Origin of the sequence: Streptomyces aurantiogriseus, from assembly GCF_014649375.1 — a bacterium.
Lineage (GTDB): Bacteria > Actinomycetota > Actinomycetes > Streptomycetales > Streptomycetaceae > Streptomyces > Streptomyces aurantiogriseus.
In genome coordinates this window covers 1-26,629 of the sequence record NZ_BMSX01000048.1, presented here as the reverse complement: position 1 = coordinate 26,629, position 26,629 = coordinate 1, and the positions used below count along the sequence as shown (strand labels likewise).

Genomic DNA, 26,629 nt, shown 5'->3' with positions numbered 1-26,629 from the left:
TCGGCATCAGCGGCACCAACGCCCACGTCATCCTCGAACAACCACCCCAGGACCAGGAGCAGCCGCGGGAGCCGCAGGTGCCGGCGCTGCTGCCGTGGGTGGTCTCGGGCCGGGGCACCGCGGCGCTGCGCGAGCAGGCGGGGCGGCTGCGGGCCCGGGCGGCGGGCGCCGGGGCGGAGCTGTCGGTGGCGCACCTGGACCTCGGGCACTCGCTGGCCACCACCCGCGCGGCGCTCACCGACCGCGCGGTGGTCCTCGGTGCCACGCCGGACGAACTGCTGGACGGGCTCGCCGCGTTGGAGCGTGGGGAGTCGGCGCCGCAGCTGGTCACGGGCCGGGCGGAGGGCGTCGGCGGCACGGCGTTCCTGTTCACCGGGCAGGGCAGTCAGCGTCCCGGCATGGGCCGCGGCCTGTACGAGGCGCACCCGGTCTTCGCGGCAGCGCTGGACGAGGTGTGCGCCCGGATGGACCGTCATCTCGACGTGCCGCTGAAGGAGCTGATCCTCGCCGCCGAGGGCAGCGAGCAGGCGGCGCTGCTGGACCGGACCCGGTACACGCAGCCGGCGCTGTTCGCCGTGGAGGTGGCGCTCTTCCGGCTGCTGGAGCACTGCGGCACGACCCCGGACTTCCTCATCGGGCACAGCATCGGGGAGCTGGCCGCGGCGCATGTCGCGGGCGTGCTCGGGATCGACGACGCCTGCACGCTCGTGGCGGCCCGCGGGCGGCTGATGCAGTCGGCGCGGCCGGGCGGCGCGATGGCCGCGATCGAGGCCACCGAGGACGAGGTGCGGCCGGCCCTGGACGGCCACGCCGGGCAGGTCGTCGTCGCGGCCGTCAACGGGCCGCGGTCGGTGGTGGTCTCCGGTGACGAGGCGGCCGTGGCCGCGGTGGAGGCGGCGTGGCGCGAGGCGGGGCGGCGGGTGCGACGGCTGACCGTCAGTCACGCCTTCCACTCGCCGCACATGGACGACATCCTCGACGAGTTCCGCGAGGTTGCCGCCGGCCTCGACTTCCGGCCCCCGGCCGTCCCTGTCGTCTCCGGTGTCACCGGGCGGCCCGCGACGGCGCAGGAGCTGGCCGATCCGGACCACTGGGTGCGGCAGCTGCGGCAGACCGTGCGCTTCCTCGACGGCGTCGGCCACCTCGCCGGCCAGGGCGTCACCACCTGGCTGGAGCTGGGGCCGGACGGCGTGCTCAGCGCCCTGGTGCCCGCGGCGCTGGCCGAGCGGGAGGCCGGCGCCGAGGCCACGGTGGCCGCGCTGCTGCGCCGCGACCGGGACGAGGTCCGCACCTTCACCACGGCGCTGGCGCGGGCGTACGTGCGCGGCGCGAGCGTGGACTGGGGCGCGTTCTTCCCCGGCGGCCGGGCCGTCGCCCTGCCGACGTACGCCTACCAGCGCGAGCGCTACTGGCACGAGACGTCGGCCGGTGCGCCCGCGCGGAGCGGGCATCCGCTGCTGGATCCGCCCGTGGAGCTGGCCGCCGGCCAGGGCGTGCTGTTCGCCGGGCGGCTCGACCCGGACGCCCGGCCCTGGCTGGCCGACCACACCGTCCGGGGCCGTGCCCTGCTGCCCGGCGCGGCCGTCGCCGAGATGGTGCTGTACGCGGCGCGGCAGGTGGGCGGCGGCACGGGCGCGGTGACCGAACTGACGCTGGAGGCGCCCCTGCCGGTCGACGAGGCCACCGCGGTGCAGCTCCTGGTCGAAGGCCCCGGTGAGGACGGCGCCCGCGCCTTCACCCTGTACGCGCGCTCCGAGGGCGCGCCCGGAGCCGCGTGGACGCGTCACGCCTCGGGCGTGCTCGGCGTGGGCCGGGCCGTTCACGAGGACGAGGAGTTGACGGCGTGGCCGCCGCCCGGCGCGAGGGCGGTGCCCGTCGACGGGCTCTACCCTGCGCTGGCCGAGCGGGGCTATGGGTACGGCCCCGCCTTCCAGGGGCTGCGGGCGGCGTGGCGGTCCGGAGCGGACGTGTACGCGGAGGTCGTCCTGCCGCCGGACGCCCGGGACGCCGAGGGTTTCCACCTGCATCCCGCGGCGCTGGACGCGGCCCTGCACGCCGCGCTCGTGGACGGTCAGGACGGCGAGGACGACGGACGGCTCGTGGTGCCGTTCCTGTGGAGCGGGGTGACGCTCGGCGCGAGCGGGACGGACGTGCTGCGCGTACGGCTGCGCCGGACCGCGGCCGACAGCTGCTCCGTGCTCGTGGCGGACGACACCGGCGCGCCGGTGCTCGCCGTGGGGTCGCTGGCGCTGCGTGCTCTGCCGGCCGGCGCCGCGGACGCGGCGGGCCCGGTCGACGGTGCCGTGCTGCTCGTGCCGGAGTGGGTGCGGCGGGAGCCGACGGAGCGGACCCCGGCGGACGTGTGGGCGGTCGTCGGCCCGGACCCGGCCGGTGTGGCGGAGGCCGTGCGCGCCGGCGGCGTCACCGTCCGCGCCTACCCCGACCTGGCGGCGCTGGGCACGGCCCTGGACGAGGGAGCGCCGACGCCCGCGCTGGTCGTCGCGACGGACGCGATCCCGCGGGCCGCCGCCGAGGGCGACGGCTCGCTGGGACCGGCGGTCCACGCGGCCCTCGGTCTGGTGCAGCGCTGGCTGTCCGACGACCGTCTGGAGAGCGCGCGGCTGGCCCTGCTCACCGAGGGTGCCGTCGCGGTCGCCGCGCAGGAGCGGCCGGAGCCCGCCGGGGCGGCCGTGTGGGGGCTGGTGCGGGCGGCGCAGGCCGAACGGCCGGGACGCCTCACGCTGGTCGACGGCGACGGGCGGCCGGAGTCCGTGCGGGCCCTGGTGCCCGCGCTCGCCTCCGGCGAGCCCCGGCTGGCGCTGCGGGCGGGCCGGACCCTGATGCCGGTGCTGCGCCCGCACGGCAGCGCGGCGGTCACTGCCGAGGCGCCGTTCGGCGAGCACAGCCATGTGCTGATCACCGGCGGTCTGGGCACCCTCGGCCGGCTGGTGGCCCGGCATCTCGTGGTCCGGCACGGCGTCCGGGACCTGCTGCTGACCGGGCGGCGCGGGATGGGCACGCCGGGTGCGGAGGAGTACGTGGCCGACCTCACGGCGGCCGGCGCCCGGGTGACGGTCGCCGCGTGTGACACCGGGGACCGCGCGGCGCTCGCCGCCGTGCTGGCCGCCGTACCCGCTGACCGGCCGCTGACCGGGGTGGTGCACGCGGCCGGGGTGACGGACGACGGGCTCGTCGAGTCGCTCACGCCCGAGCGGATCGACGGGGTGCTGCGGCCCAAGGCGGACGGCGCCCGGTATCTGCACGAGCTGACGCGGGACGCGGGCCTCACCGCGTTCGTGTTGTTCTCCTCGCTGGCGGGGGTGCTGGGTTCGGCCGGGCAGGCCGGGTACGCGGCGGCCAACTCCGCCCTGGACGCGCTGGCCGAGGCCCGGCGGGCGGAGGGCCGGCCCGCCGTGTCCGTGGCGTGGGGTCTGTGGGCGGACGAGAGCGCGCTGTCGGCTGGGCTCGGCGAGGCCGACCTACGGCGGTTGGCCCGCTCGGGCATCGGCGCGCTGACCGCCGAGGAGGGCCTGGACCTGTTCGACGCGGCCGTCGCGGTCGGCCGGCCGGTGCTGGCCGCCGCCCGGCTCGACCTCGCGGCGGTCGACCCGGACACGGTGCCGGCGCCGCTGCGCGCCCTGCTGCCCGCGCGGCGCACGGCCCCGGCCGGTGCGGCTCCGGTGGCGGACCTGCGGGCGCGGCTGGCGCGGACGCCCCGGCACGAGCATCGGCATGTGCTGCTGGAGGCCGTGCGCTCGGAGGTGGCGTCCGTGCTGGGACATGCGGGACCGGACCGGGTGACCACCGACCGGCAGTTCCAGGACCTGGGCTTCGACTCGCTGACGGCGTTGGAGCTGCGCAACCGGCTCATCGCCGTGGCCGGCGTCAAGCTGCCGCCGACGCTGATCTTCGACCATCCCACGCCCGCGGCGCTGGCCGACCGGCTGCGCGCCGACCTCGCACCCGACGCCGGGCCGGACGGCACCCCGGACGCGCGCGGCGCGGACGACGAGGCCGACGGTGCGAGCGCCCTGGACGAGATGACCACCGACGACCTGGTCCGCCTGGCACTCGGCGACAGCGAGTCCTGACCCATCCCCGGCGGGAAGTACGAAAGAGAGCGCAGATGGCGTCCACATCACACCGGCAAGTCGTCGAGGCACTGCGGGCCGCGCTGAAGGACAACGAACGGCTCAAGGCGGCCAACAGCCGTCTGGAGCGGCGCGAGCACGAGCCGATCGCGATCGTCGGCATGGCCTGCCGCTTCCCCGGCGGGGTCGCCTCCCCGCAGGACCTGTGGCGGCTGGTCACCGACGAGGTGGACGCCATCGGCCCGTTCCCCGCCGACCGCGGCTGGGATTTGGCCGCCCTGTACGACCCCGACCCGGACACGCCGCACACCTCGTACGTCAAGGAGGGCGGGTTCCTGCACGACGCCGCGCGGTTCGACGCCGAGTTCTTCGGCATCAGCCCGCGCGAGGCGCTCGCGATCGATCCGCAGCAGCGGCTGCTGCTGGAGACGGCATGGGAGGTGTTCGAGCACGCGGGGATTCCGCCGCTGTCCCTGCGCGGCAGCCGCACGGGCGTCTTCGTGGGGGCCATGTACGGCGACCACCTGTCCCGGCTCACCCCGGCCCCTCCGGAGCTGGAGGGGTTCCTGACGACCGGCGGGGCGGGGAGTGTGGCCTCGGGGCGGCTGGCGTACACCTTCGGCCTGGAGGGTCCGGCCGTCACGCTGGACACGGCGTGTTCGTCGTCGCTGGTGACGCTGCATCTGGCGGGTGCGGCGCTGCGGCGCGGTGAGTGCTCGCTGGCGGTGGCGGGCGGTGCGACGGTGATGGCGACGCCGCTGCCGTTCGTGGAGTTCAGCCGGCAGCGCGGGCTGGCCCCGGACGGCCGCTGCAAGGCGTTCTCCGCGTCCGCGAACGGCACCGGCTGGTCCGAGGGCGTCGGGCTGGTGCTGGTGGAGCGGCTCAGCGACGCCCGCCGGCTGGGCCATCCGGTGCTGGCGGTGATGCGCGGCTCCGCCGTGAACCAGGACGGCGCGAGCAACGGCCTGACCGCGCCCAACGGGCCCGCCCAGGAGCGGCTGATCCGGCAGGCGCTCGCCGACGCCGGGCTGTCCGCGGCCGATGTGGACGCGGTGGAGGCGCACGGCACGGGCACCACGCTCGGCGACCCGATCGAGGCGGCCGCGCTCATGGCGACCTACGGCCGGGAGCGGTCGGCGGCCGATCCGCTGCGGCTGGGTTCGCTGAAGGCGAACATCGGGCACACGCAGGCGGCCGCGGGCGTGGCCGGCATCATCAAGATGACGATGGCGCTGCGGCACGGCGTGCTGCCGCGCACCCTGCACGCCGACGAGCCCACCCCGCACGTGGACTGGGCCGAGGGCACGGTCGCCCTGCTGAACAAGACGATCCCGTGGCCCGAGCACGACCGGCCGCGCCGGGCCGCCGTGTCGTCGTTCGGCATCAGCGGCACCAACGCGCACATCATCCTGGAGGAGGGCGACACGCCCGCGACCGGCCGTGCCGGGGGGCGGGGGTACGCGCCGCGGACCGGTGACGGCTCCGGTGCGGCCATCACCGCCGACGGTGGTGGTTCCGGGGCGGCCCCGCTGCCGGTCGTGCCGTGTCTGCTGTCCGCGCGGGGCGAGGCGGCGCTGCGGGCGCAGGCGGACCGGCTCCACCGGCACCTGAGCGGGGTACCCGACGCGGATCCGGCCGACGTGGGGGTGGCGCTGGCCACCACCCGCAGCCATCTGCCGCACCGTGCCGTGCTGTTCGCCGCGGACCGGCAGGGGCTGCTCGACGGGGTGCGCGCGCTGGCCGACGGGGCCCCGCCCGCGGACCTGGTGCGGGGGACGGCGGCCGAGGGCCGCACCGCGTTCCTGTTCGCCGGCCAGGGTGCCCAACAGCCCGGCATGGGACGCGCGTTGTATGCGGCGTTCCCGGTGTACGCGCAGGCCTTCGACGCGGTGTGCGCGGTGGTCGACCCGCGGATGGAACGGCCGTTGAAGGACGTGGTGTTCGCGGCCCCGGACACGCCGGACGCGGCCCTGCTGGACCGGACCGGGTACACGCAGCCGGCGCTGTTCGCGTGTCAGACCGCCCTGCACCGCCTGCTGGACTCGTGGGGTGTGCGGCCCGACGCGGTGCTCGGCCACTCCGTCGGCGCGCTGGCCGCCGCCCATGCCGCGGGCGTCCTGTCCCTGGAGGAGGGCGCCCGGCTCGCCGTGGAGCGGGGGCGGCTGATGCAGCGGTTGCCCTCCGGCGGGGCGATGGTCGCGCTGCGCGCCTCCGCGCGGGAGGCGGGCGCGCTGCTCACCGGGTACGAGGACCGGGTGGCGCTCGCCGCGGTGAACGGGCCCGCCGCCACGGTGCTGTCCGGCGACCACGCGGCGCTCGCCGCCTGCGTCGCCCCCTTCGAGGCGGCGGGCGGCAGGGTGACGTGGCTGCGGGTGAGCCACGCCTTCCACTCCCCGCTGATGGACCCGGCCCTGGATCATCTGCGGGCGGTCGCCGGGGAGTTGACGCACCGGGACCCGCGGGTGACGTTCGTGTCGGACCTGACCGGGCGCCCGGCGGACCCCGGGGAGCTGGCGGACCCCGACTACTGGGTGCGCCACGCGCGTCGCACGGTGCGGTTCGAGGACGGTGTGCGCAGTCTCGCGGAGCTGGGCTGCACCCGGTTCCTGGAGCTGGGCCCGGCCGGTGACCTGACCGCCCTCGCCGACGGATGCCTCGCGGAGTCCGGCACGCGCGGCCGGCGGGCGCTGATCCCGGCGTTGCGACGGCGCGAGCCGGAGCCCCGGGCGCTGCTGACCGCGGTGGCCCGGCTGCACGCCGAGGGCGGCGACGTCGACTGGCCGGCGGTGTTCACGGGCCGGGGTGCGCACCGCGTGGAGCTGCCGACGTACGCGTTCCAGCACCGCACCTACTGGGCGGACGCGCCGTCGGCCGCGGCCGATGTGCGCGGCGCGGGGCTGGCCCGGTCCGGGCATCCGGTGCTGACCGCCGTGGCCGAGGTGCCGGAGCCGGAGGGGCTGCTGCTGACCGGGCGGCTCTCCCGCGCGGCGCTGCCTTGGCTGGACGGTCACCGGGTGGCGGGACGGGTGCTGGTGCCGGGCACCGCGCTGCTCGACCTGGTGGCCCACGCGGCGCGTACGGCGAACGCCGGAGCGGTGGAGGAACTGGTGCTCCAGGCGCCGCTGGCCGTCGCCGAGGACGCCGAGGTGGAGGTGCGGGTGTTCCTCGCCGCGGCGGACGCCGACGGGCGGTGCGCGGTCACCGTGCACTCCCGTCGGGCGGCCGACGAGCGGTCCGGTCCGTGGACGCGGCACGCCCACGGCACCGTCGCGCCGGCCGTGGCGCGAGAGGCGGCCGATCTGACGGCATGGCCGCCGCCGGGCGCGGAGCCCGTGCCGGTGACGCCCGACGACCTGTACGCGGACCTGGCCGCGCGGGGGCTCGACTACGGCGCCGTCTTCCGCGGGGCCGGGGCGATGTGGCGGCGCGGGGCGGAGCTGTTCGCCGAGGTGGCGCTGCCCGCCGACGTGCCGCACGCGCCGGCCGGTCATGTGCTGCATCCGGCGCTGCTGGACGCGGCGCTGCACCCGATCGCCCTCGCCGGACTGCCCGGTACGGCGCCGGGCGACGGCGGCATGGTGCCCTACGCCTGGTCCGGGGTCCGGTTGACGGGGACCGCCGCGTCCGCGCTGCGGGTCCGGCTGGCCCCGGCCGGCGATCGCGCGGTCAGCCTCGATCTGGCCGACGCCTCCGGGCGTCCGGTGGCGTCGATCGGCTCCCTGGCCCTGCGTCCGCTGCCCGCCGACGGCCAGGGCGGCGACGGCTCCGACGGGCTGCTGCGCCCGTCGTGGGAGGCGCTGCCCGGACTGCCGCCCGTCCCCGAGCGGGGCCGCTGGGCGGTCGCCGGCGACGCGGACGAGGTGTGGGAGGCGCCGCCCGGTATCGAACTCGCCCCGTTCTCCGCCGAGTCGGCCGAGGACACGGCACCCGACGTGGTGCTGCTGCCGTGCCCGGCGGACCCCGCGTCGGATCCGCAGGCGGTGCGGGACACGCTGGAGCGGGTGCTGGACGCCGTACGGCGGGTGGTGCGCACCGACGGACCGGCGGGCACCCGGGTCGTGGCGGTCACGCGCGGCGCCGTCGCCGTGGACGGTGAGCAGCCCGCCGGTGCCCTCGCGCACCGGGCCGTGTGGGGCATGCTGCGCTCCGCGCAGGCCGAGCATCCGGACCGCGTCGTGCTGCTCGACACCGACGGCACCCCGGCGTCCCGGCGGGCGCTGGCGCGCGCCGTGGCGAGCGGCGAGCCACAGCTCGCGCTGCGCGGCGGCGCCGCCCACCGGCCCTGCCTGACCGCCGAGGACCCCGACGGCACGCTGCGCCCGCCGGCCGGGACGCCGTACTGGCACCTCGACTACGTCGGCAAGGAGACCTTCGCCCGGCTGTCCCTGCGGCCGTGGCCGCAGGCGGGCGCGCCGCTCGCGGACGGCCAGGTGCGGGTGCGGATGCGGGCCGCCGGGCTGAACTTCCGGGACGTGCTGCTGTCCCTCGGCGTGATCCCGCCGTCCGTCGACGGGCACGCCGCCGACGCGGGCCAGGGCGGCGAGGGCGCGGGCGTGGTCGTGGAGGTCGGCCCGGGCGTCACCGACCTGCGCCCCGGCGACCGCGTGATGGGCCTCTTCTACGGCATCGGCCCCTTCTCGGTGACCGACCGCCGCTACGTCTGCCCGATCCCCGACGGCCTCACCTTCCGGGAGGCGGCCGCGATCCCCGTGACGTATCTGACCGCCTATCACGGCCTGGTGGACCTGGCCGGGCTGCGCGCGGGCGAGTCGGTGCTCGTGCACGCCGGGGCGGGCGGCGTCGGCACCGCCGCGCTGCAGATCGCCCGCCACCTGGGCGCGACGGTGTACGCGACGGCGAGCCCCGCCAAGTGGGAGGCGCTGCGCGCGGCCGGGCTGCCCGACGAGCGCATCGCCTCCTCCCGCACACTCGACTTCGAACGGCGCTTCGGGGAGGAGACCGGTGGCGCGGGGGTCGACGTCGTGCTGAACTCGCTGGCCGGGGAGTTCGCCGACGCCTCGCTGCGGCTGCTGCCGCGCGGCGGGCGGTTCCTGGAGATGGGCAAGACCGACCGGCGCGACCCGGCCGAGGTGGCGCGGCGGCATCCCGGGGTGGACTACCGGGCGTACGACGTGCGCGACCCGGGTCCGGAGCGGTTGCAGGAGATCCTGCTGGAGCTGCGGGACCTGTTCGAGCGGGGCACGCTCACTCCGCCGCCGGTCGCGGTGTGGGACGTGCGCCGGGCGCTGGACGCCTTCCGGTACCTGGGCGAGGCGCGGCACGTCGGCAAGGTGGTGCTGGACCTGCCGGACGAGGAGGTGTGGGACCCGGACCGGGCGGTGCTGATCACCGGCGGGCTGGGGTGGCTGGGCCGGCTCACCGCCCGCCATCTGGTGACCGCGCACGGCGTGCGGCAGCTGGTCCTGCTGGGACGCGGTGCCCCCGGCGACGAGGCCGCCGCCGATCTCGCCGGCCTGCGCGCCCACGGCGCCGAGATCCGCACGGTGGCGTGCGACGCGGCCGACCGGGAGCAGCTGTCCGCCGTGCTGGACGCGCTGGCCGGTGACGGGGTGCGGGTCGGCGGTGTGGTGCACGCGGCCGGTGTCCTGGACGACGGTCTGTTCGGCTCGCTCACCCCGGACCGGCTGGACCGGGTACTGCGTCCGAAGGTCGACGCGGCCGTCCACCTGCACGAGTTGACCCGCCGGCTGGGCGTCACGGCGTTCGTGGTCTTCTCCTCGCTCGCCGGCACCCTGGGCTCGCCCGGGCAGGCCGCCTACGCCGCCGGCAACGCGTTCCTGGACGGACTGGTGGAGTACCGGCGGTCGGTCGGTCTGCCGGGTGTGTCGGTGGTGTGGGGGCTGTGGGAGGGCACGGGCGGCATGGGCGCCGGGCTGTCCGAGGCCGACGTGGCCCGCATGGGCCGCGCGGGCGTCGCCCCGCTGACGGCCGGTCAGGGGCTGACGCTGCTGGACGCCGCCGTGCGCCGCGACCTGCCGGTGGCGGTGGCGGTGCGGTGGACCGTGGGCGGCCTGCCGGCACAGCGGGCGGCCGGGAGCGGCGGCGCGCCGTCCGTGCAGCGGGCGGCCGGGGCCGGTGGCGGGGCGCGGTCCGAGGGCCGCTCCCCCGCCGCCGGGGCGGCCACCCCGCCCGCGGTGGCCGGCGGGAGCCTGCTGGACGTCGTGCGCGCGGAGGTCGCGGCCGTCCTCGGGCACGCGTCCGCCGCGGTGGTGGACCCGGAGGTCCCCTTCGACCAGGTCGGCTTCGACTCGCTGACCGCCGTGGAACTGCGCAACCGGCTGGCCACGGCCACGGGGGTGCGGCTGCCGGCCACGTTCATCTTCGACTGGCCGACCCCGGCCGACCTGGCGGACCATCTGCGCGCCGAGACGGCCACCGCGCCCGGAGCCGACGCCGCGGGGGCGGGCGCGCCCGGCCCGGCGGAGCGGGAGCCGAACGCCGACGGCTCCGCGGCGGCGGCGGCCCTCGGGACCGGCCGGACGGACCGGGCGCCGGCCGCCGGTTCGGCGCCTCCTGCCGGTGCCGTGTCGGCGATGCTCGGCGAGATCGCCCGGCTGGAGGCCGCGGTGACCGGCCGGAGCCTCGACGAGGCCGAGCGGGCCGTCGTACGCGACCGGCTGCGCGGCCTGTTGACCCACTTGAGCCCGACGACGGAGGACGAGACAGCGTGGACATGAGCCGGATCCGCAGCTTCCACGAACGGGGGCCCGGCGCGGCGCGCCTGGTGTGCTTCCCGCACGCGGGCGGCGGCGCGAACGCCTTCACCGCCCTGTCGGCGGCGCTGCCCGACGACGTCGAGCTGCTCGCCGTGCATTACCCCGGCCGCCAGGACCGGCGGTCCGAGCCCTGTGCCGAGGACATCGAGACCCTGGCGGTCGAGGCGGCCAAGGCGCTCGACGGCGTGGACGGGCCGCTGTTCCTGCTCGGGCACAGCATGGGCGCGCTGGTCGCGTTCGAGACCGCCCGGCTGCTCCAGGGACGGGCCGAGGTGGCCCGGGTGTTCGTGTCGGCCGCCCGGCCTCCGTCGGAGGACTGGGGGGAGCCCGACGTGGACGCGCTGACGGACGAGCAGATCACCGGTGAGCTGCGGCGCCTGGGCGGCGTACCGGAACCGTTGCTGCGCGACCCGGAGACGGTGCGGGAGCTGCTGCGGCTGCTGCGCGCCGACGTGCGGGCGCTGCGCCGCTACCGGTGCTCGGCCGACGCCGCGGCCGGCGCCCCGCTCACCGTGCTGGTCGGCTCCGACGACCCGAAGAACTCGGTCGCGCAGCTGGCGGGGTGGGCGCGGCACAGCACCGCCGGGCACGTCGTGGAGACCCTGCGCGGCGGCCACTTCGCACTCGTCGAGCACACCGCCGAGGCGGCGGAGCTGCTCACCCGCTTCGTGCGGGCGGACACCGCGGGGCCGAGCCCCGCCACCGGCGGCACGCATGCCGCGCCGGCAGCCGACCGGGACGGCGCGCGTCCCGCATCGGCACCCGCGCGCAGCGGCGCGGACCCCGCACCGGCGCCCGGCCCTCGCGCCACGCACGCGGCTGCGGCCGCGCCCGCCGATCTGGTCCGGGAGATCCTGATCGCCGGTCTCGGCGGCCGCCGCCCGGCGCTGCCCACGGATCTGACGGCCCTGGAGGAGGCGGCCCGGGCGAAGCTGTCGGCGGACGCGTTCGGGTACGTGTCCGGTACGGCGGGCAGCGGGGCCACGGGGCGGGCCAACCGCGCGGCCTTCGACCGCCGGCGCCTGGTGCCGCGGATGCTGCGCGGCGCCGCCCGGCGCGGCCTGGGCGTGACGGTGGCCGGCCGGCGGCTGGCGGCGCCGCTGTTGCTGGCGCCGGTGGCCGCGCAGGCCGTGGTGCATCCGGAGGGCGAACTGGCCACCGCGCGGGCCGCGGCCGCGGTCGGGGTGCCGCTCGTGCTGTCGACGTTCGCCGCGCACCCGCTGGAGGAGGTCGCCGAGCACGCGGCGGGCGGGGAGCGCTGGTTCCAGCTGTACCTGCCGACGGAGCGGGCGGTCGCCGTGTCCCTGGTGCGCCGGGCCGAGGCGCACGGCTACTCGGCGCTGGCCGTGACCGTGGACGCGGGGCACCTGGGCTTCCGGCCGGCCGAGCTCGACCGCGGCTACTCGCCGTTCCTGCGCGGCACCGGCATCGCCAACTTCACCGCGGACCCCGTCTTCCGGGCCGGGCTGCCGGAGGGCGCCGACGACATGGAGATCGTGCGGCGCTGGGCGCAGATCTCCACGGACCCGGCCCAGACCTGGGCGGACCTGGCGTGGCTGCGGGGCCTGACCCGGCTGCCGCTGTTCGTCAAGGGCGTCCTGCATCCGGACGACGCCCGGCTGGCGCTGGAGCACGGCGCGGACGGCGTGGTCGTCTCCAACCACGGTGGCCGCCAACTCGACGGCTCCGTGGCCGCGCTGGACGCCCTGCCCGGGGTGCGCGACGCCGTCGGCGCGGCCACGCCGGTGCTGCTGGACTCGGGGATCCGCACCGGCACGGACGTGCTCAAGGCGCTCGCCCTGGGCGCCGACGCGGTGCTGGTCGGCCGGCCGTATGTGTACGGGCTCGGGCTGGACGGGCAGCGCGGGGTGGAGCACGTGCTGCGCTGTCTGCTCGCCGATCTGGATCTGGCGCTGGCGCTGACCGGGTGCGCGTCCGTCGCCGACGTCGCCGCCGACCTGCTCGCCCCGGCGGAGGCCGCCCGATGACGGCCTCCCCGGGAACCCGCACGGGCCGGCCCGCCGCGGACCACGACACATGGATCCGCCGCTACCACCGGCCCAGGGGCAACGGCCCGACGCTGGTCTGCTTCCCGCACGCCGGCGGGGCGGCGACGACGTACCACTCGCTGTCGGCGCGGCTGTCGGCACGGGCCGAGGTGCTGACCGTGCAGTATCCGGGGCGGCAGGACCGCATCCAGGAGCCGCCGGTGGAGGAGATCGGCGAGCTGGCGGACCGGATCGCCGAGGTCCTGCGGCCCCGTCTGGAGCGACCGCCGGTTCTCTTCGGGCACAGCATGGGGTCGATGGTGGCGTACGAGGTGACGCTGCGCCTGGAGCGGATGGGCGGCGGCCTCGCGCCACTGGGCCTGATCGCGTCGGGGCGCGCCGCGCCGTCGGTGCGGCAGAACCACGGCCTGCATCTGCTGGACGACGCCGGCATGGCGGCGAAGATGGGCGAACTGGCCGGCACCCCGGCGGCCCTGCTGGACGACCCGGACCTGCTGGCCCTGGTCATCCCCGCGCTGCGGGCCGACTTCCGGGCGGTGGAGCTGTACCAGGACACCTCCGGCAGCCGGACTCGGTGTCCGATCAGCGTGTACTGCGGCGACGAGGACGTGGACGTGCTGCGCGCCGGTCTGGACAGCTGGCACGACCACACCGGGTCGACGTGCACGACCCGCCTGTTACCGGGCGGCCACTTCTATCTGCAGTCCGGGGAGGAGCAGCTGGCGGAGGCGATCGGACACGACCTCACGACGTTCGCGCGGGACGGCGGGCAGCTGCGCCGGGCAGGCTCGGCCGACGCGAAGGACGGTGGCTGAGCCGGGCACCGCGCGGGCCGGTGCGGGCGGCGGCGGCAGCTGCGCCGGGCAGGGTCGGCCGACGCGAAGGACGGTGGCTGAGCCGGGCACCGCGCGGGCCGGTGCGGGCGGCGGCGGCAGCTGCGCCGGGCAGGGGCGGCCGACGCGAAGGACGGTGGCTGAGCCGGGCACCGCGCGGGCCGGTGCGGGCGGCGGCGGCAGCTGCGCCGGGCAGGGGCGGCCGACGCGAAGGACGGTGGCCGAGCCGGGCACCGCGCGGGCCGGTGCGGGGGGCTGGTCCGGCCGGGGGCGCCCGGCGCCGCCGCCACCGCTGCCCGTCGGCCGGCTGTTCGGCCCGCTCGTCGTCGGCTTCCTCGACCGCGTCCGGTCCTGAGCGCGGGCCGGCCGCGCCCCGGCCCGTGTGCTCGCCGCCGGTGGGCTCAGGCGCGGGCGTGGAGGCGGACCGGCATGCTGCTGTGACCGTGGCCGAAGTTGGAGAACAGGCGCTTGGGCTCGCCGCGCAGTTCCACGTCGGCGACCATGTCGCGCAGCGCCTCCAGCATGGCTTTCATGTGGACCCGGCCCAGGTAGGCCCCGAGGCAGAAGTGCGGCCCGTGCCCGAAGCTGACGTGCTTGTTGGGAGTGCGCGCCAGGTCGAAGGCGTACGGGTCGGCGAAGGCGTGCTCGTCGAAGTTGGCGGAGATGTTCCACAGGGTGACGATCTCGCCCGCCTTGATCGTCCGGTCGCGCACGGTGACGTCGACGAGGGCACGCCGACCGAAGTGCATGGTGGGCGTGGTCCAGCGCAGCACCTCCTCGCCGGCGGTCTCCAGGCCGACCTCGCCCCCGCTCAGCCGGCGCCACTGGTCGGGGTGTCGGGTGAAGGCGAGAACGGCGCCGGCGGCGGAGGCGCGGCTGGACTCGTCGCCGCCGAGGATCAGGCTGTAGGACTGGAGCACGATCTCCTCGTCGCTGAGCGGCTCGCCGTCGACGGCGGCGTGGGCAAGGGTGCTGAGCACGTCCTCGCCGGGGTTGCGGCGGCGCTCGGCGACCAGGCCGGAGATGTAGTGGATGATCTCGTTGCGGGCGAGCACGGACTCCAGTTCGCTGTCGTCCGCGTCGTAGCGGGACAGCGTCTGGGCGTTCCAGTCCACGACCTGTTCCCGGTCGGCGGCCGGGATGCCCATGAGGTCGCCGATGGTGTGGATGGGGATGCGGTCGGCGACGTCGGTCACGAAGTCCACGTCACCCTGCTCGACGGCGCGGGCGACCAGCCGCCGGGTGCGCTCGCGCACACCGGTCACGACGGGTTCCAGCACCCGCGGGGAGAAGGACTTCATCATCAGGTTGCGGATCTCGCGGTGCCGGGGGCCGTCGGTGACGGCGAGCATCTTGCGGGAGGCCGAGTCGCCCCCGTTGAGCAGGGTGGCGAGCACGTTGCCCTGCTCGGAGGTGAACCGCTTGTTGTCGCGGTAGGCGGCCATGACGTCCTCGTACCGGCTGAGCACCCAGAAGCCGGGGCGGCCGTCCCGGCCGGGGTGCCAGAACACCGGGTGGTGAGTGCGGTAGGGGCGCCACATGTGGTGCGGGTCGTGGTCCAGGAACGTCTGCGGGTCGGTGAGGTCGAGCAGGGCCGGGCCGGTGGTCTGCGGCGCGTGGGTGGGCATGGGTGGTGTTCCTCGCTCCCTGCGGGTCGGGCGGATCGGGGCGGGCGCGGTGTCAGTCGCCCCCGGCCGTGACGGCGGTGGCCAGTTCGGCGATGGTCTGCCGGCGCAGGACGTCCTTGACGGACAGGGGCAGGCCGGCCTTGCGGGCCCGGGCGGCCACCCGCACGCCGAGGATGGAGTCGCCTCCGATCTCGTAGAAGTTGTCGGTGACGCCGACGTGCGGGACGCCGAGCACATCGGCCCAGATCTCGGCGAGCAGACGTTCGGTGGGCGTACGGGGCCCGGTGGCGGGCGCGGTGTCCGCGGGGGCCTCGGGGGCAGGCAGCGCCGCGCGGTCGAGCTTGCCGTTGGCGTTCAGCGGGAAGGCGTCGAGCGCGACGACGGCCGACGGCACCATGTACTCGGGGAGCCGGGCGGCGGCGAAGTCGCGCAGGCCGGCCGGATCCAGGTGGTGGCCGGGGACGGGGCGGGCGTAGCCGACGAGGCGCTGGTGCTCGCCGTTCGACACCGCCGTCACCAGTGCCTCGGCCACGTGCGGGTGCTGCCGGAGGACGAGTTCGACCTCGCCCGGCTCGATGCGGAAGCCGCGGATCTTGACCTGGTCGTCGGCCCGGCCGAGGTAGTCCAGGGTGCCGTCGGCGCGCCAGCGCACCAGGTCCCCGGTGCGGTACATGCGCTCGCCGGGCGCCGTGCCGTACGGGTCGGGCAGGAAGCGCTGCGCGGTCAGGGCGGGCCGGCCGTGATAGCCGCGGGCCAGGCCGGGTCCGGCGATGAACAGCTCGCCGGGCACGCCCACCGGGACCGGCTGCAGCCGCTCGTCCAGGACGCGTACGGCGGTGCCGCTGAGGGGACGGCCGATGGGGACCGGGGCGTGCTCGTCGGACTGCCGGATCAGGTGCCAGGTGGCGAAGGTGGTGGTCTCGGTGGGCCCGTAGCCGTTGAGCAGCCGCTGCGGCGGCCGGGCGGCGAGGACCTGGCTGACGCGGGCCGGGTTGAGCGCCTCGCCGCCGACGAGCAGGTGGCGAAGGGGGGCGAAGGCGTCCGGGTCGACCGCGACGACCTGGTTGAACAGGGAGCTCGTCAGGAACATCACGGTGACGCCGTGCCGGCGCAGCGCCTCGGGCAGGGCGACCGGGTCCAGCAGGGTGTCCTTGTCGATGACGGCGAGCCGGGCCCCGGCGACGAGCGGCATCCAGAACTCGAAGGTGGCGGCGTCGAAGGCGGGGGTGGCGACCTGGCCCATCACGTCGTCCGGGTGCAGCCGCACGTAGTCGGCGTCGTGCACCAGGCGGGTGATGGAGCGGTGCTCGACGACCGTGCCCTTGGGCCGGCCCGTCGACCCCGAGGTGTACATGACGTAGGCGGCGTGCCGAGGGGTCAGCGGCACGTCGGGGGCTGTGGCGGGCTGCGCGGCGAGCGCGTCCCGTTCCCGGTCCGGGCAAAGCACCGGTACGTCGGTGCGGGGCAGGCGCTCGGTCAGGGCGGTGTCGGTGAGGCAGCAGGCGGCGTCCGCGTCGGCGAGCATGAAGGCCAGCCGGTCGGGCGGGTTGCCGGGGTCGAGCGGCAGGTAGGCGCAGCCTGCCCGCAGCACGCCGAGGAGGACGGCGACCAGGCCGGCGCCGCGCGGCAGGCACGCGGCGACGACGGCACCGGGCCGCACGCCGGAGGCCAGCAGCAGGTGGGCCGTGCGGTTGGCGTGGGCGTCGAGTGCGCCGTACGTCGTGACGCCCGTGTCGTCCACGACGGCGACCGCGTCGGGACGGGTGCGCGCCTGGTCCGCGACGAGCTCGGGCACGCACCGGTCGGGGGGTGTGGCCGGCGGGTTGGTGCCCCAGTCGTCGATGAGGGTGCGGCGCTGCTCGGCGTCGAGCAGGGGCAGGTCGCCCACCGCGCGGTCGGGCTGGGCGACGGCACCGGTCAGGAGGGTGAGCAGGCTGCCCGCGAGGCGCCGGACGGTGCCGGCGGAGAACCGGGTGTCGCAGACGAGGGTGCCGGTGAGCGCCCCGTCGGCGGTGGCGGTGAAGTCGAGGGTGATGCCGAAGGAGACGGGCAGCCCGGCCGGGCGGACCGCCCGCATGGTCGGGCCGTCGGGTCCGGCGGGCGGCTCGGGGTCCTCGCGCAGGGTGAGCAGGACGTCCGCCGGGGCGGTGCCGTGGGCCTCGGCGACGCGGCCGTAGGGCACGTCCCGGTGCGTGAGGGCGTCGCGGACCACGGTGGCGTTGTCGGCCAGGAGCCGGGCGAGGGGGACGTCGGGGCGGACGGTGCCGCGCAGCACCACCGGGTTGGCGAACGCGCCGATCAGCGTGGTCAGTTCGGGCCGGTCGCGGTCGTCGGTGAGGGTGGCCAGGGCCAGGTCCCGCTGCCCGCTGTGGCGGGAGAACAGGACCTGGCATGCCGTGAACAGCCCGGTGAGCAGCGTGCCGTCGTGGGCGCGGGCGAGCGCGGTCAGGTCGCGTACGACCGTGGCCGGCACCCGGAACACGTACGGCTCGCCGGCGGTGCGGCCCTCCTGGGGCCCCGGACGGTCGGCCGGCAGGGAGAGCGCGGGCAGGCCGGTGAGCCGCTCGCGCCAGTGGTGGAGCTGGGCGGCGAGGCCGGCTTCGGTGAGCCGGCCTCGCTGCCGGGCCGCGTGGTCCGCGTACCGTACGCGGGGCGTCGGGCGCCGTGGCGGCCGTTCCGCCAGGGCGTCCGCGTACAGGTCGGGCAGTTCCGCGGCGATCAGGGGCCCCGACCAGGGGTCGGCGGCGAGGGGGTGGACGGCGAGCGCGAGGAGGTGCTCGGCGTCGGCGAGCCGGACCAGCAGGGGCCGCAGGAGCGGTTCGTGGTGGGGATCGATGGGGGTGGCGGCCGCCCGGAGGAGGGCCTTGACGCGGGTCGCGCGGTCGGCCGTGGGCAGCGCGGTGAGGTCGGTGAACTCGGGTTCGACCGGTGCTGCGGACCCCACGGTCTGCACGGGCCGGCCGGCCACGGTCTCCACCCGCGTCCGCAGCGGTTCGTGCCGCTCCGTCAGGTGCCGCAGGGCCAAGGCGAGTTGCTCCCTGTGCAGGGGGCCCTCGATGTGGAGGGTGAGGACGGTGGCGGGGCCGGGGCGGCGCAGCGTCTCCTCCTGGAGGGGGGAGAGCTCCAGCCGCTCGGTGCCCGGTGCGGCGGGGACGGGGCTGTCGTCGACGGTCATCGCGGGGTGTCCTCCTCGCCCGTCGTGGCGCCCGGGGTCTCCAGCAGATCGAGCAGCTCGGGGGTGACGAACTCGTCGAGGGGGCAGACCCCCGACAGCACGGAGAAGTAGCGGTCGGTGAGATCGGCGCGGGTGGCGATCGCGCGCAGCAGGTCGATCTGGTGGGCGGGCGGATCGAGCCGGGCCGTCTTGAGGGTGGCGTGGTAGTGGTCCATCAGTGTGTCCGTGCGGCGGGCGGCGAACCGGGTGAGCGCCGCGACCAGCCGGGCGGGGTCGTGCAGGGCGTCGCCCACGCAGTCGGCGAGCAGCTGGGCCTGGGTGAAGGCGTCGGTGATGCCGCGGGCGGTGATGGAGTCCTTGTGGTGTCCGGCGTCCCCGATCAGCGCCCAGCCGGGGCCGGTGGCCTGGCGGAAGAAGTTCTGCTGGTCGCCGGTGCCGTGCACCCGCTCCAGCCGCTGTCCGTCGGCCATCTCGGCGCGCACCTCGGGCGCGGTCCGCCCGACGAGGGCGAGCAGGGCGCCGAGGGCGTCGGCGCGGACGGCGGCGAAGTCCCGCTGCGGGAAGTACCCGGCGACGAGGGTGGCGCCGTCGTTGGTGGGCACGGTGCCGACCCAGCCGCCGCGCGACTCGTGGAGCCGGAACCGGGGCGGCAGCCCGGACCAGTAGCTGTAGTAGGCGCAGGTGGCGCGGGCGTCCTCGATCTCCGTCTTGGCGCCGGCCAGTGCGGCGACGGTGGAGCGCATGCCGTCCGCGCCGACGACCAGCCGGGCCCGCTCGGTGCGCTGCCCGGCACGGCCGCCGGTCCGCACCCCGGTGACCCGGCCGTCGTCGAACACCAGGTCCTGCACGGTGCAGTTGTCGCGGAAGTCGGCCCCGGCGCGCACGGCGGCGTCGACCAGGATCGCGTCGAGCAGCCGGCGCCTCGGTGCGTAGGCGGTCCGCCGGCCGTCCGCGGGCCAGGAGCAGCCCTCGAGGCGGATGTCGTCCAGCGTGTACTGGACGCGGTCCAGTGGCGGGCAGCCGGTCGCGACCACGTCGGGCAGCACGTTCCAGCGGCCCAGCAGCGCCACGCCGGGCTGGTGGATGTACAGGGTGGAGAGGGTGTCCTTGGGGAACCTGCTGCGTTCCAGCAGGGCCACGCGGTAGCCGGCGCGGGCCAGCAGCAGCGCGGCGGAGGCACCGGCGCAGCGGGCGCCCACCACGATCACGTCGTACACGAAAGGCTCCTTGTCCTGCCGCCCGCGGCGGTCACGGCTGCCGGTTCACCCGCAGCGGCAGCGACCAGACGCCGGTGAAGTCCGGCGGTGTCAGGAAGGTCGGCCGGTCGGCCGGGTCGGTGCGCAGCTCGGCGAAGCGGTCGAGCAGGATGCCGAGCGCGATCCGGCCCTCCAGGCGGGCCAGCGGGGCGCCGAGGCAGAAGTGGATGCCGCGGCCGAAGCCGAGGTGCGGGTTGGGGTCCCGGGCGGGGTCGAACACGTCGGGGTCGGTGAAGACGCGGGCGTCGCGGTTGGCGGCGGAGAACCACACCTCCAGCACCTGCCCCTCGGGGATGCGGCGGCCGGCGAGTTCGACGTCGCGGGTGGTGAGCCGGTAGCCGGCGGCGAGCGGGCTGAGGTAGCGCAGGGACTCCTCGATGAGCGTGGGCACCAGGGCGCGGTCCTTGCGCACCCGGGCGTCGGCGTCGGGGAAGGCGTCCAGGCACAGGATGGTGTTGCCGAGCAGCATGGTGGTGGTGATGTGCCCGGCGAACATCAGCAGGTTGGTGAAGTTCACGATCTGCCGGTCGGTGAGCCGTTCGCCGTCGACCTCGGCCTCGATGAGCCGGGTGAGCAGGTCGTCGCCGGGTGAGCGGCGGCGCTCGGCGACGCGTTCGAGGAAGTAGAAGCCCATCTCCATGGCGGCCTCGGCCTGGTCGTCCAGGGAGCGTTCCTGGGCGGCGTCGCCCTGGCGGGTGGTGAGCTGGCCGCGTGCGGCGAGGGACTGGTCGGCCCAGGCCTTGAGCTGGTCGCGGTCGCTGCGCGGGATGCCCAGCAGATCGCAGATGACGATCACCGGCAGCGGGTAGGCGAGCGCCTCGGCGAGGTCGAAGGTGTCCCCCTCGACCTGGTCGAGGAGTTCGTGGGTGAGGTCGCGGATGCGTTCCTCCAGGCCGGCGACCATCTTGTGGGTGAAGGTGCGGCTGACGATCTTGCGGAGTTTCTGGTGCTCGGGCGGGTCGGTCTGGGTGAGGTTGCCGTCGAAGGCCACCGCGGCCTGCTCGGCGGGGGCGAACCGGGCGGCGACCGCAGAGGAGTACGTCGCCGGGTCGCCGAGGATCTCCAGGGCCTCGGGGTGGCCGTAGACGTGCCACATGCCCACCGACTCGTCGTACTCGACGGGATGTTCGGGCTGGGTGCCGCGCAGCCAGAAGTGCTGGGGGTGCATGTCCCACTGGTCGACCGGGCCGGTCATCGGGTCTCCGTTTCGCTGTGTCGCCGGCAGTGCGGGGAGGGACGGACCGCGCCGGCGCGGTCCGTCGGGGCGGTCGTCATGCGGTCAGCAGCGGCAGCTTCGACGTGGCGATGACGTGCGGCAGGGGGAGGAACTCCGGTCGGGCGTCCGGGTCCGCGCGCAGCTTGGGGAAGCGCTCCAGCAGGATCTCCACGGCGATACGGCCCTCCAGGCGGGCGAGCGGTGCGCCGAGGCAGAAGTGGATGCCGCGGCCGAAGCCGAGGTGGGGGTTGGTGGGCCGGTCGGGGTCGAAGACGTGCGGGTGGTCGAACTGCCGCTCGTCGCGGTTGGCCGCGGCGAGGCCGACGGCGACCATCTGGCCGGGGTGGACGCGCACCCCGGCGATCTCGGTGGGGGCGACGGTGGCCTTGTAGGCGACGGCGATGGGGCTCATGTAGCGCAGGGACTCCTCGATCACGGCGGGGACGAGGGAGCGGTCGGCGCGGGCCCGGGCCATGGTCTCGGGGTGGGCGTCCAGGCACAGCAGGGCGTTGCCGAGCAGGGCGCTGGTGGTGGCGTGTCCGACGACGAGGAGTTCGTTGGCGAAGTTCACCACGGCGGACTCGCTGAGCCGTTCGCCGTCGATCTCCGCCTCGACCAGCTTGGTGAGCAGGTCCTCGCGCGGTGTGACCCGGCGTTCGGCGGCGTGTGCGCGCAGGTAGTCGAGGAGTTCGGGCACGGCCCGCACGGCGGCCTGCGGGTCGAGGTCGTCTTCGGGGTTGCGGTCGCCGGAGGTGAGCGCGACGGCGCTGCTGGCCATGCGGTCGACCCACTTCTTGAACAGCTCCCGGTCGCTGTGCGGCACGCCGAGCAGTTCGGAGATGACGATGACGGGCATGGGGTAGGTCAGGTCGTCGACCATCTCCATGCGGTCCTGGCCGGCCACCGCGTCGAGCAGTTCGTGGGTGACCTCGGCGATCCGCGGTTCGAGGGCGGCCACCATGCGCGGGGTGAACGCCTTGCTGATGATGCGGCGGAGTTTGGTGTGCTCGGGCGGGTCGGTCTGGAGGAGGGCGCCCTCGGTGAGTTCCGGGTCGACGGTGTCGCCGGCCATCAGGCCGATGACGTCGTTGGAGAAGGACGTGTGGTCGCCGAGGACCTGGAGCACCTCCGGATAGCCGTGGACGTGGCAGATGCCGTAGTCGTCGACCTCGACCGGGTGGGCCGGGGCGCGTCCCCACATCCAGAAGAACGCCGGGTTGACGCCCCAGCGGTCGGCCAGTGCCCTTGCCGCTGCCGTGTCGCTGTGCATGGTCAGTTCCCCTCCAGGTGGCGGCGGATGACGCGGCAGATCTCGGCCGCGGGCTCCGGCTTGTTGACGCCCATGTGGGTGGACTCGATGTCGTACTCGTGCACGGTGCCGAGGACGTGCGGCGCCCATTCGGGGCCGTAGGAGTCGTCCGGGTTGAGCGTGGCGTTGAAGAACAGGGCGTCGCCGTCGAAGACGGGCGAGTCGAACTCCAGGAGCTTCTCGGCGTGGTCGCGGAACATGGTGCTGGCGTTGGCCACCAGTGCCTCGCGGTCCTGGTCGTGCACCGAGGCGAGGAAGAAGTCGGTGAAGAACTCCCGTACCTCGGGCATGTTCACGGGTTCCTCGATCTGCCGGAACCAGCTGCTGGGCGGGCTGTCGAGGAGGGCGAGCACCGGCACCTCGAAGCCGCGTTCGCGCAGCCGGACGGCGAGGGCGTGGGCGTAGGTGCCGCCGGTGGAGTGGCCGACGAGGTGGAAGGGGCCTTCCGGCTGGACGGCGAGGATCTGCTCCAGGTACTCGTCGAGCATCGCCGTGGTGGACTCCGGGCGCGCGGACCCGTCGAAGCCGCGGGCCTGGATGCCGTGGACGGGCCGGTCGCCGAGGTGGGCGGCGAAGCCGACGTACGACCAGCACAGTCCGACGCCCGAGTGGATGAACCACACCGGTGCCCCGCTGCCGCCGGTGCGCATGGGCAGGACGGTGGCGAAGGGGTCGGCGAAGGCGGGGGTGTCGCCGGCGGCCCGCTCCCGCACGTGCTCGGCGAGCTGGGCGACGGTGGTCGCCCCGAACATCACGCGGATGGGGATCTTCACGCCGAGCACGGCGTGGATGCGGCTGATCAGCTTGGTGACGCGCAGGGAGTGCCCGCCGAGGTCGAAGAAGTCGTCGTCGACGCCGACCCGTTCGACCTCGAGCACCTCGGCGAACAACTCGGCCAGCCGCCGTTCCAGCTCGGTGCGCGGGGCCCGGTAGGCGGCGCCGGCGAACTCCGGGGCGGGCAGCGCGTCACGGTCCAGCTTGCCGTTCGGGGTGAGCGGCAGCTGCTCCAGCGGGACGTAGGCGGCCGGGACCATGTGCTCCGGCATGCGCTCCGCCAGGTGGGCGCGCAGTTCCTCGGCGTTCGCGGTGGCGTCGGGTGCGGGCACGAGGTAGGCGACGAGCTGCCGGTCACCCTCGCCGCTGTCCCGGGCGATGACCGCCGCCTGGTCCACCGTGGGGTGGGCGAGCAGGGCGGACTCGATCTCGCCGAGTTCCACCCGGAAGCCGCGGATCTTGACCTGGTTGTCGACCCGACCGTGGAACTCCAGCTCGCCGCCCGGTGTCCAGGCGGCCAGGTCACCGGTGCGGTACATGCGCTCGCCGGGGGCGCCGAAGGGGCAGGCGACGAACCGCTCGGCGGTCAGTCCCGGCCGGCCCAGGTAGCCGCGGGTCAGTCCGGCGCCGGCGATGTACAGCTCGCCGGGCACACCCGGCAGCACCGGCCGCAACGCGGTGTCCAGCACGTAGACGCGGGTGTTGGTGATCGGACGGCCGATGGGCACCCGGCCGTCGGCGGTGAGTTCGCTCACCGTCACGCCCACGGTGGTCTCGGTCGGCCCGTAGCCGTTGAACATGCGCCGGCCCGCCGACCAGGAGGCGACCAGCTCGGGCGAGGTCGCCTCGCCGGCCACCATCAGCGACTCGACGGTGGGCAGCGAGCCGTCGGGCAGGGCGGCCAGCACCGCGGGCGGCAGGATCGCGTGGCTGATCCGGTGCTCGGCGACGGTGTCCACCAGCGGGGTGCCGGGGGCGAGCCGGTCCTTGTCCGCCATCACCAGCGTGGCGCCCGCGAACAGGGACATGCACATCTCGCCGACGGAGACGTCGAAGCTCGGGGAGGCGAACTGCAGGACCCGGCTGCCGGACGACACCTTCAGCCGTTCCACGATCACCGAGACGACGTTGGCGAACCCGGTGTGGGTGACGGTCACGCCCTTGGGCCGGCCGGTGGAGCCGGAGGTGTAGATGACGTACGCGGCGTTCGCCACGGCGAGCGGACCGCCGCGGTCGGCGCCGGTGAGCGGTCCGGGGTCCCGTCCGTCCAGGTGAGCGGCGAACTCCGGTTCGTCCAGGCGTAGTTGCTCGGCGGCGAGCTCCGGCAGCAGGGGCTGGGTCTCCGCGTCGACGAGGATCAGTCCGGTCGTCGAGTCCTCGACCATGAACGCCAGCCGCTCGGCCGGGTAGGCCGGGTCGAGCGGAAGGTAGGCGCCACCGGCCTTCATGACGGCGAGGACGGCCACGCACCACTGCGGGGACCGCCGCAGCGCGACGCCCACGACGGTCTCCGGTCCGACCCCGCGCGCGACGAGCGCGCGTGCGAGCCGGTTGGCGTGCTCGTCGAGTTCCCGGTAGGTCAGCGCCTCGCCCTCGAAGAGCACCGCTACGGCGTCCGGCGCCGCGACGACCTGGCGTTCGAACAGCTCGGGGATGGTGCGCGCCGGGCCGTGCGCGGCCGTGTCGTTGAAGCCGGCGAGCAGCTGCTGCCGCTCGTCGGGATCCAGCACGTCGACCGCGCCCACCGGCACCTGCGGGTCGGCGACCAGCTGGCGCAGGACCCGCAGCAGGCGGCGCCGGATCAGCTCCACCGACTCGCGGGTGATCGCCGTGCGCTGGTACTGGAGGATCATCCGCAGGTGCGGTTCGGCGTCCGCGGCCAGGCCCACCAGGTAGGGGGCACCGGTGGAGGGGCGCATGCCGGTGACGCTGATCCCGGCCGCCTCGGCGGCCTCGCCGACGCCCTCGTGGTCCACCGGGAAGGACTGGAAGAGCACGATGGTGTTGAACAGTGTCTGCAGGCCGGTGCTCTGCTGGATGCGGTGCAGCCCGTAGTGGTGGTGGTCGAGCAGCGCGGTCTGCCGCTCCTGGAGCCGCCGCAGGACGTCGGCGAGCGAGTCGGCGGCCGTGTACTGGGCCCGCACCGGCAGGGAGTTGACGAACAGGCCGACCATGGAGTCCACGCCGGGCACCTCCGGCGGGCGTCCGGAGACGGTCGTGCCGAACACCACGTCCTGACGGCCCGTCGTTTGACCGAGCATGAGGGCCCAGGCGCCCTGCACCAGTGTGCTCATCGAGACGCCCAGTTCGGCCGCGCGCTGCTTCAGGGCCCGGGCCGCCTCCAGCGGCAGGGGCACGTCGACCGTGCCGACCCGCTCGTCGTCGGCGTCCGGGGTGTCCACCGGCGCCTCGGCGGTGAGCAGGGTGGGCTCGCCGACGCCGGCCAGCTCCTTCGCCCACGCCCGCGCGGCCTCCTCCTCGTCGCGGGCGTCGAGCCAGCGCAGGAACTCGCGGTACTCGGCCGCCTTCGGCAGCACCGTGGCGTCGCCCTCGGCCGCGTACAGCCGCACCAGGTCGCGCACCAGCAGCGGGAACGACCAGCCGTCGAACAGCACGTGATGGACCGTCAGCACCAGCTCCGAGCGGTCCGGTCCGAGCCGGACCAGGGAGAAGCGCAGCATCGGCGGCGCCGCCGGGTCGAACCGGGCGTGATGGTCGTCGGCGAGGAACCTCTCGTACGCCGCCGTCCTGGCCGGTTCGTCGAGGTCCCGCAGATCTACCTCCCGCCACGGCACCTCGACTCCGTCGACGACGAGCTGGACGAGGTCGCCGCCGTCGTCGGTGACGTAGGCGGTGCGCAGGTTGGCGTACCGGTCGAGGAGCGCCTGTGCCGCCACCCGCATCCGCGCCGAGTCGACACGGCCGCGCACATGGAAGGCCACCTGCACCAGGTGCGGGTCGAAGGCGCCGTCCTCCAGCCGCAGCGTCTCGAACAGCAGGCCGAACTGCAGCGGGGTCAGCGGCCATACGTCGCTCAGACCGGGGTAGCGGCGCTCCCACTCGTCGATCTGCTGCTGCGTGGCCCGCACGAGTGGCAGGTCGGACGGGGTGAGCCCGCCCGCGCCCGGGGTCGTGGCGTGCCGGGCGAGCGCCTCCAGCGCCTCCCGCCAGAGCTCGGCCAGCTCCCGCACCTCGTCCCGGGAGAGGATGCCGGTCGGGAAGGCCGCCCGAGCGCTCAGCCGCGGGCCGTCGCCGGTGTCGGTGGCGTAGGCGCTGATCTCCAGCGCGGCCGGCGCGGGCATGCCGGGGTCCAGGTCAGCCGTGAGGCCGACCGCGTCGGCGGCCGGCGTCCAGCCGAGTCCGCGCAGTTGCTGCGGCATGTCCTGGGCGGAGACCTGGCCCAGGTAGTTGAAGCTGATCTGCGGGACAGGGTGCCAGTCCAGTTCCCCGGCGGTCTGGAGGTTGAGGTGGCGCAGGAGGCCGTAGCCGATGCCCTTGTCGGGGATGCGGAGCAGTTGTTCCTTGACCGCCTTGACGGCTGCCGCCGTGGCGGGGCCGCCGGTGAAGGCCTCGTCGAGGTCGATGCCGGCCAGGTCCAGCC

Annotated in this window: 11 protein-coding genes; 5 read left to right on the top strand and 6 right to left on the bottom strand. The window is 75.7% G+C overall.

Annotation, left to right across the window (positions count from 1 at the left end):
- The 5 genes from IE263_RS47155 to IE263_RS47135 all read left to right on the top strand — a co-directional run.
- Positions 1 to 4,091, top strand: a 4,091-nt coding sequence (locus tag IE263_RS47155; protein WP_189944330.1) for a type I polyketide synthase, incomplete at its 5' end; no start/stop codon positions are given.
- 35 nt (positions 4,092 to 4,126) lie between these two features.
- Positions 4,127 to 10,789: a type I polyketide synthase gene (locus tag IE263_RS47150; RefSeq protein WP_189944329.1), complete on the top strand. Its 6,663-nt coding sequence runs from the start codon at positions 4,127 to 4,129 to the stop codon at positions 10,787 to 10,789.
- Complete coding sequence (locus tag IE263_RS49870; protein ID WP_189944328.1) at positions 10,786 to 12,816, top strand: alpha/beta fold hydrolase; 2,031 nt, start codon at positions 10,786 to 10,788, stop codon at positions 12,814 to 12,816. The genes IE263_RS47150 and IE263_RS49870 overlap by 4 nt, the downstream gene beginning before the upstream one ends.
- The gene (locus tag IE263_RS47140; RefSeq protein WP_189944327.1) at positions 12,813 to 13,652 is read left to right on the top strand and encodes a thioesterase II family protein; all 840 of its coding nucleotides are present in this window, start codon (positions 12,813 to 12,815) and stop codon (positions 13,650 to 13,652) included. The genes IE263_RS49870 and IE263_RS47140 overlap by 4 nt, the downstream gene beginning before the upstream one ends.
- A gap of 154 nt (positions 13,653 to 13,806) precedes the next feature.
- Positions 13,807 to 14,025 (top strand): hypothetical protein, encoded by a 219-nt coding sequence (locus IE263_RS47135; protein WP_189944326.1) that lies wholly within the window; start codon positions 13,807 to 13,809, stop codon positions 14,023 to 14,025.
- A 46-nt stretch (positions 14,026 to 14,071) separates the two neighbouring features.
- Here the strand turns inward: IE263_RS47135 and IE263_RS47130 are convergent, their stop codons facing one another.
- The 6 genes from IE263_RS47130 to IE263_RS47105 all read right to left on the bottom strand — a co-directional run.
- Positions 14,072 to 15,298: a cytochrome P450 gene (locus IE263_RS47130; protein WP_189944325.1), complete on the bottom strand. Its 1,227-nt coding sequence runs from the start codon at positions 15,296 to 15,298 to the stop codon at positions 14,072 to 14,074.
- A 52-nt stretch (positions 15,299 to 15,350) separates the two neighbouring features.
- Positions 15,351 to 18,473, bottom strand: coding sequence for a non-ribosomal peptide synthetase (locus tag IE263_RS47125; RefSeq protein ID WP_189944324.1), 3,123 nt, complete (start codon positions 18,471 to 18,473; stop codon positions 15,351 to 15,353).
- Positions 18,470 to 19,690, bottom strand: coding sequence for an NAD(P)/FAD-dependent oxidoreductase (locus IE263_RS47120; RefSeq protein ID WP_189944323.1), 1,221 nt, complete (start codon positions 19,688 to 19,690; stop codon positions 18,470 to 18,472). The genes IE263_RS47125 and IE263_RS47120 overlap by 4 nt, the downstream gene beginning before the upstream one ends.
- 31 nt (positions 19,691 to 19,721) lie before the next feature.
- Positions 19,722 to 20,924 (bottom strand): cytochrome P450, encoded by a 1,203-nt coding sequence (locus IE263_RS47115; protein ID WP_189944322.1) that lies wholly within the window; start codon positions 20,922 to 20,924, stop codon positions 19,722 to 19,724.
- Positions 20,925 to 21,000: 76 nt separating this feature from the next.
- Positions 21,001 to 22,215: a cytochrome P450 gene (locus IE263_RS47110; RefSeq protein WP_189944321.1), complete on the bottom strand. Its 1,215-nt coding sequence runs from the start codon at positions 22,213 to 22,215 to the stop codon at positions 21,001 to 21,003.
- Between the two features lie 2 nt (positions 22,216 to 22,217).
- Positions 22,218 to 26,629: non-ribosomal peptide synthetase (locus IE263_RS47105; protein ID WP_189944320.1), on the bottom strand; the 4,412-nt coding region annotated here is incomplete at its 5' end.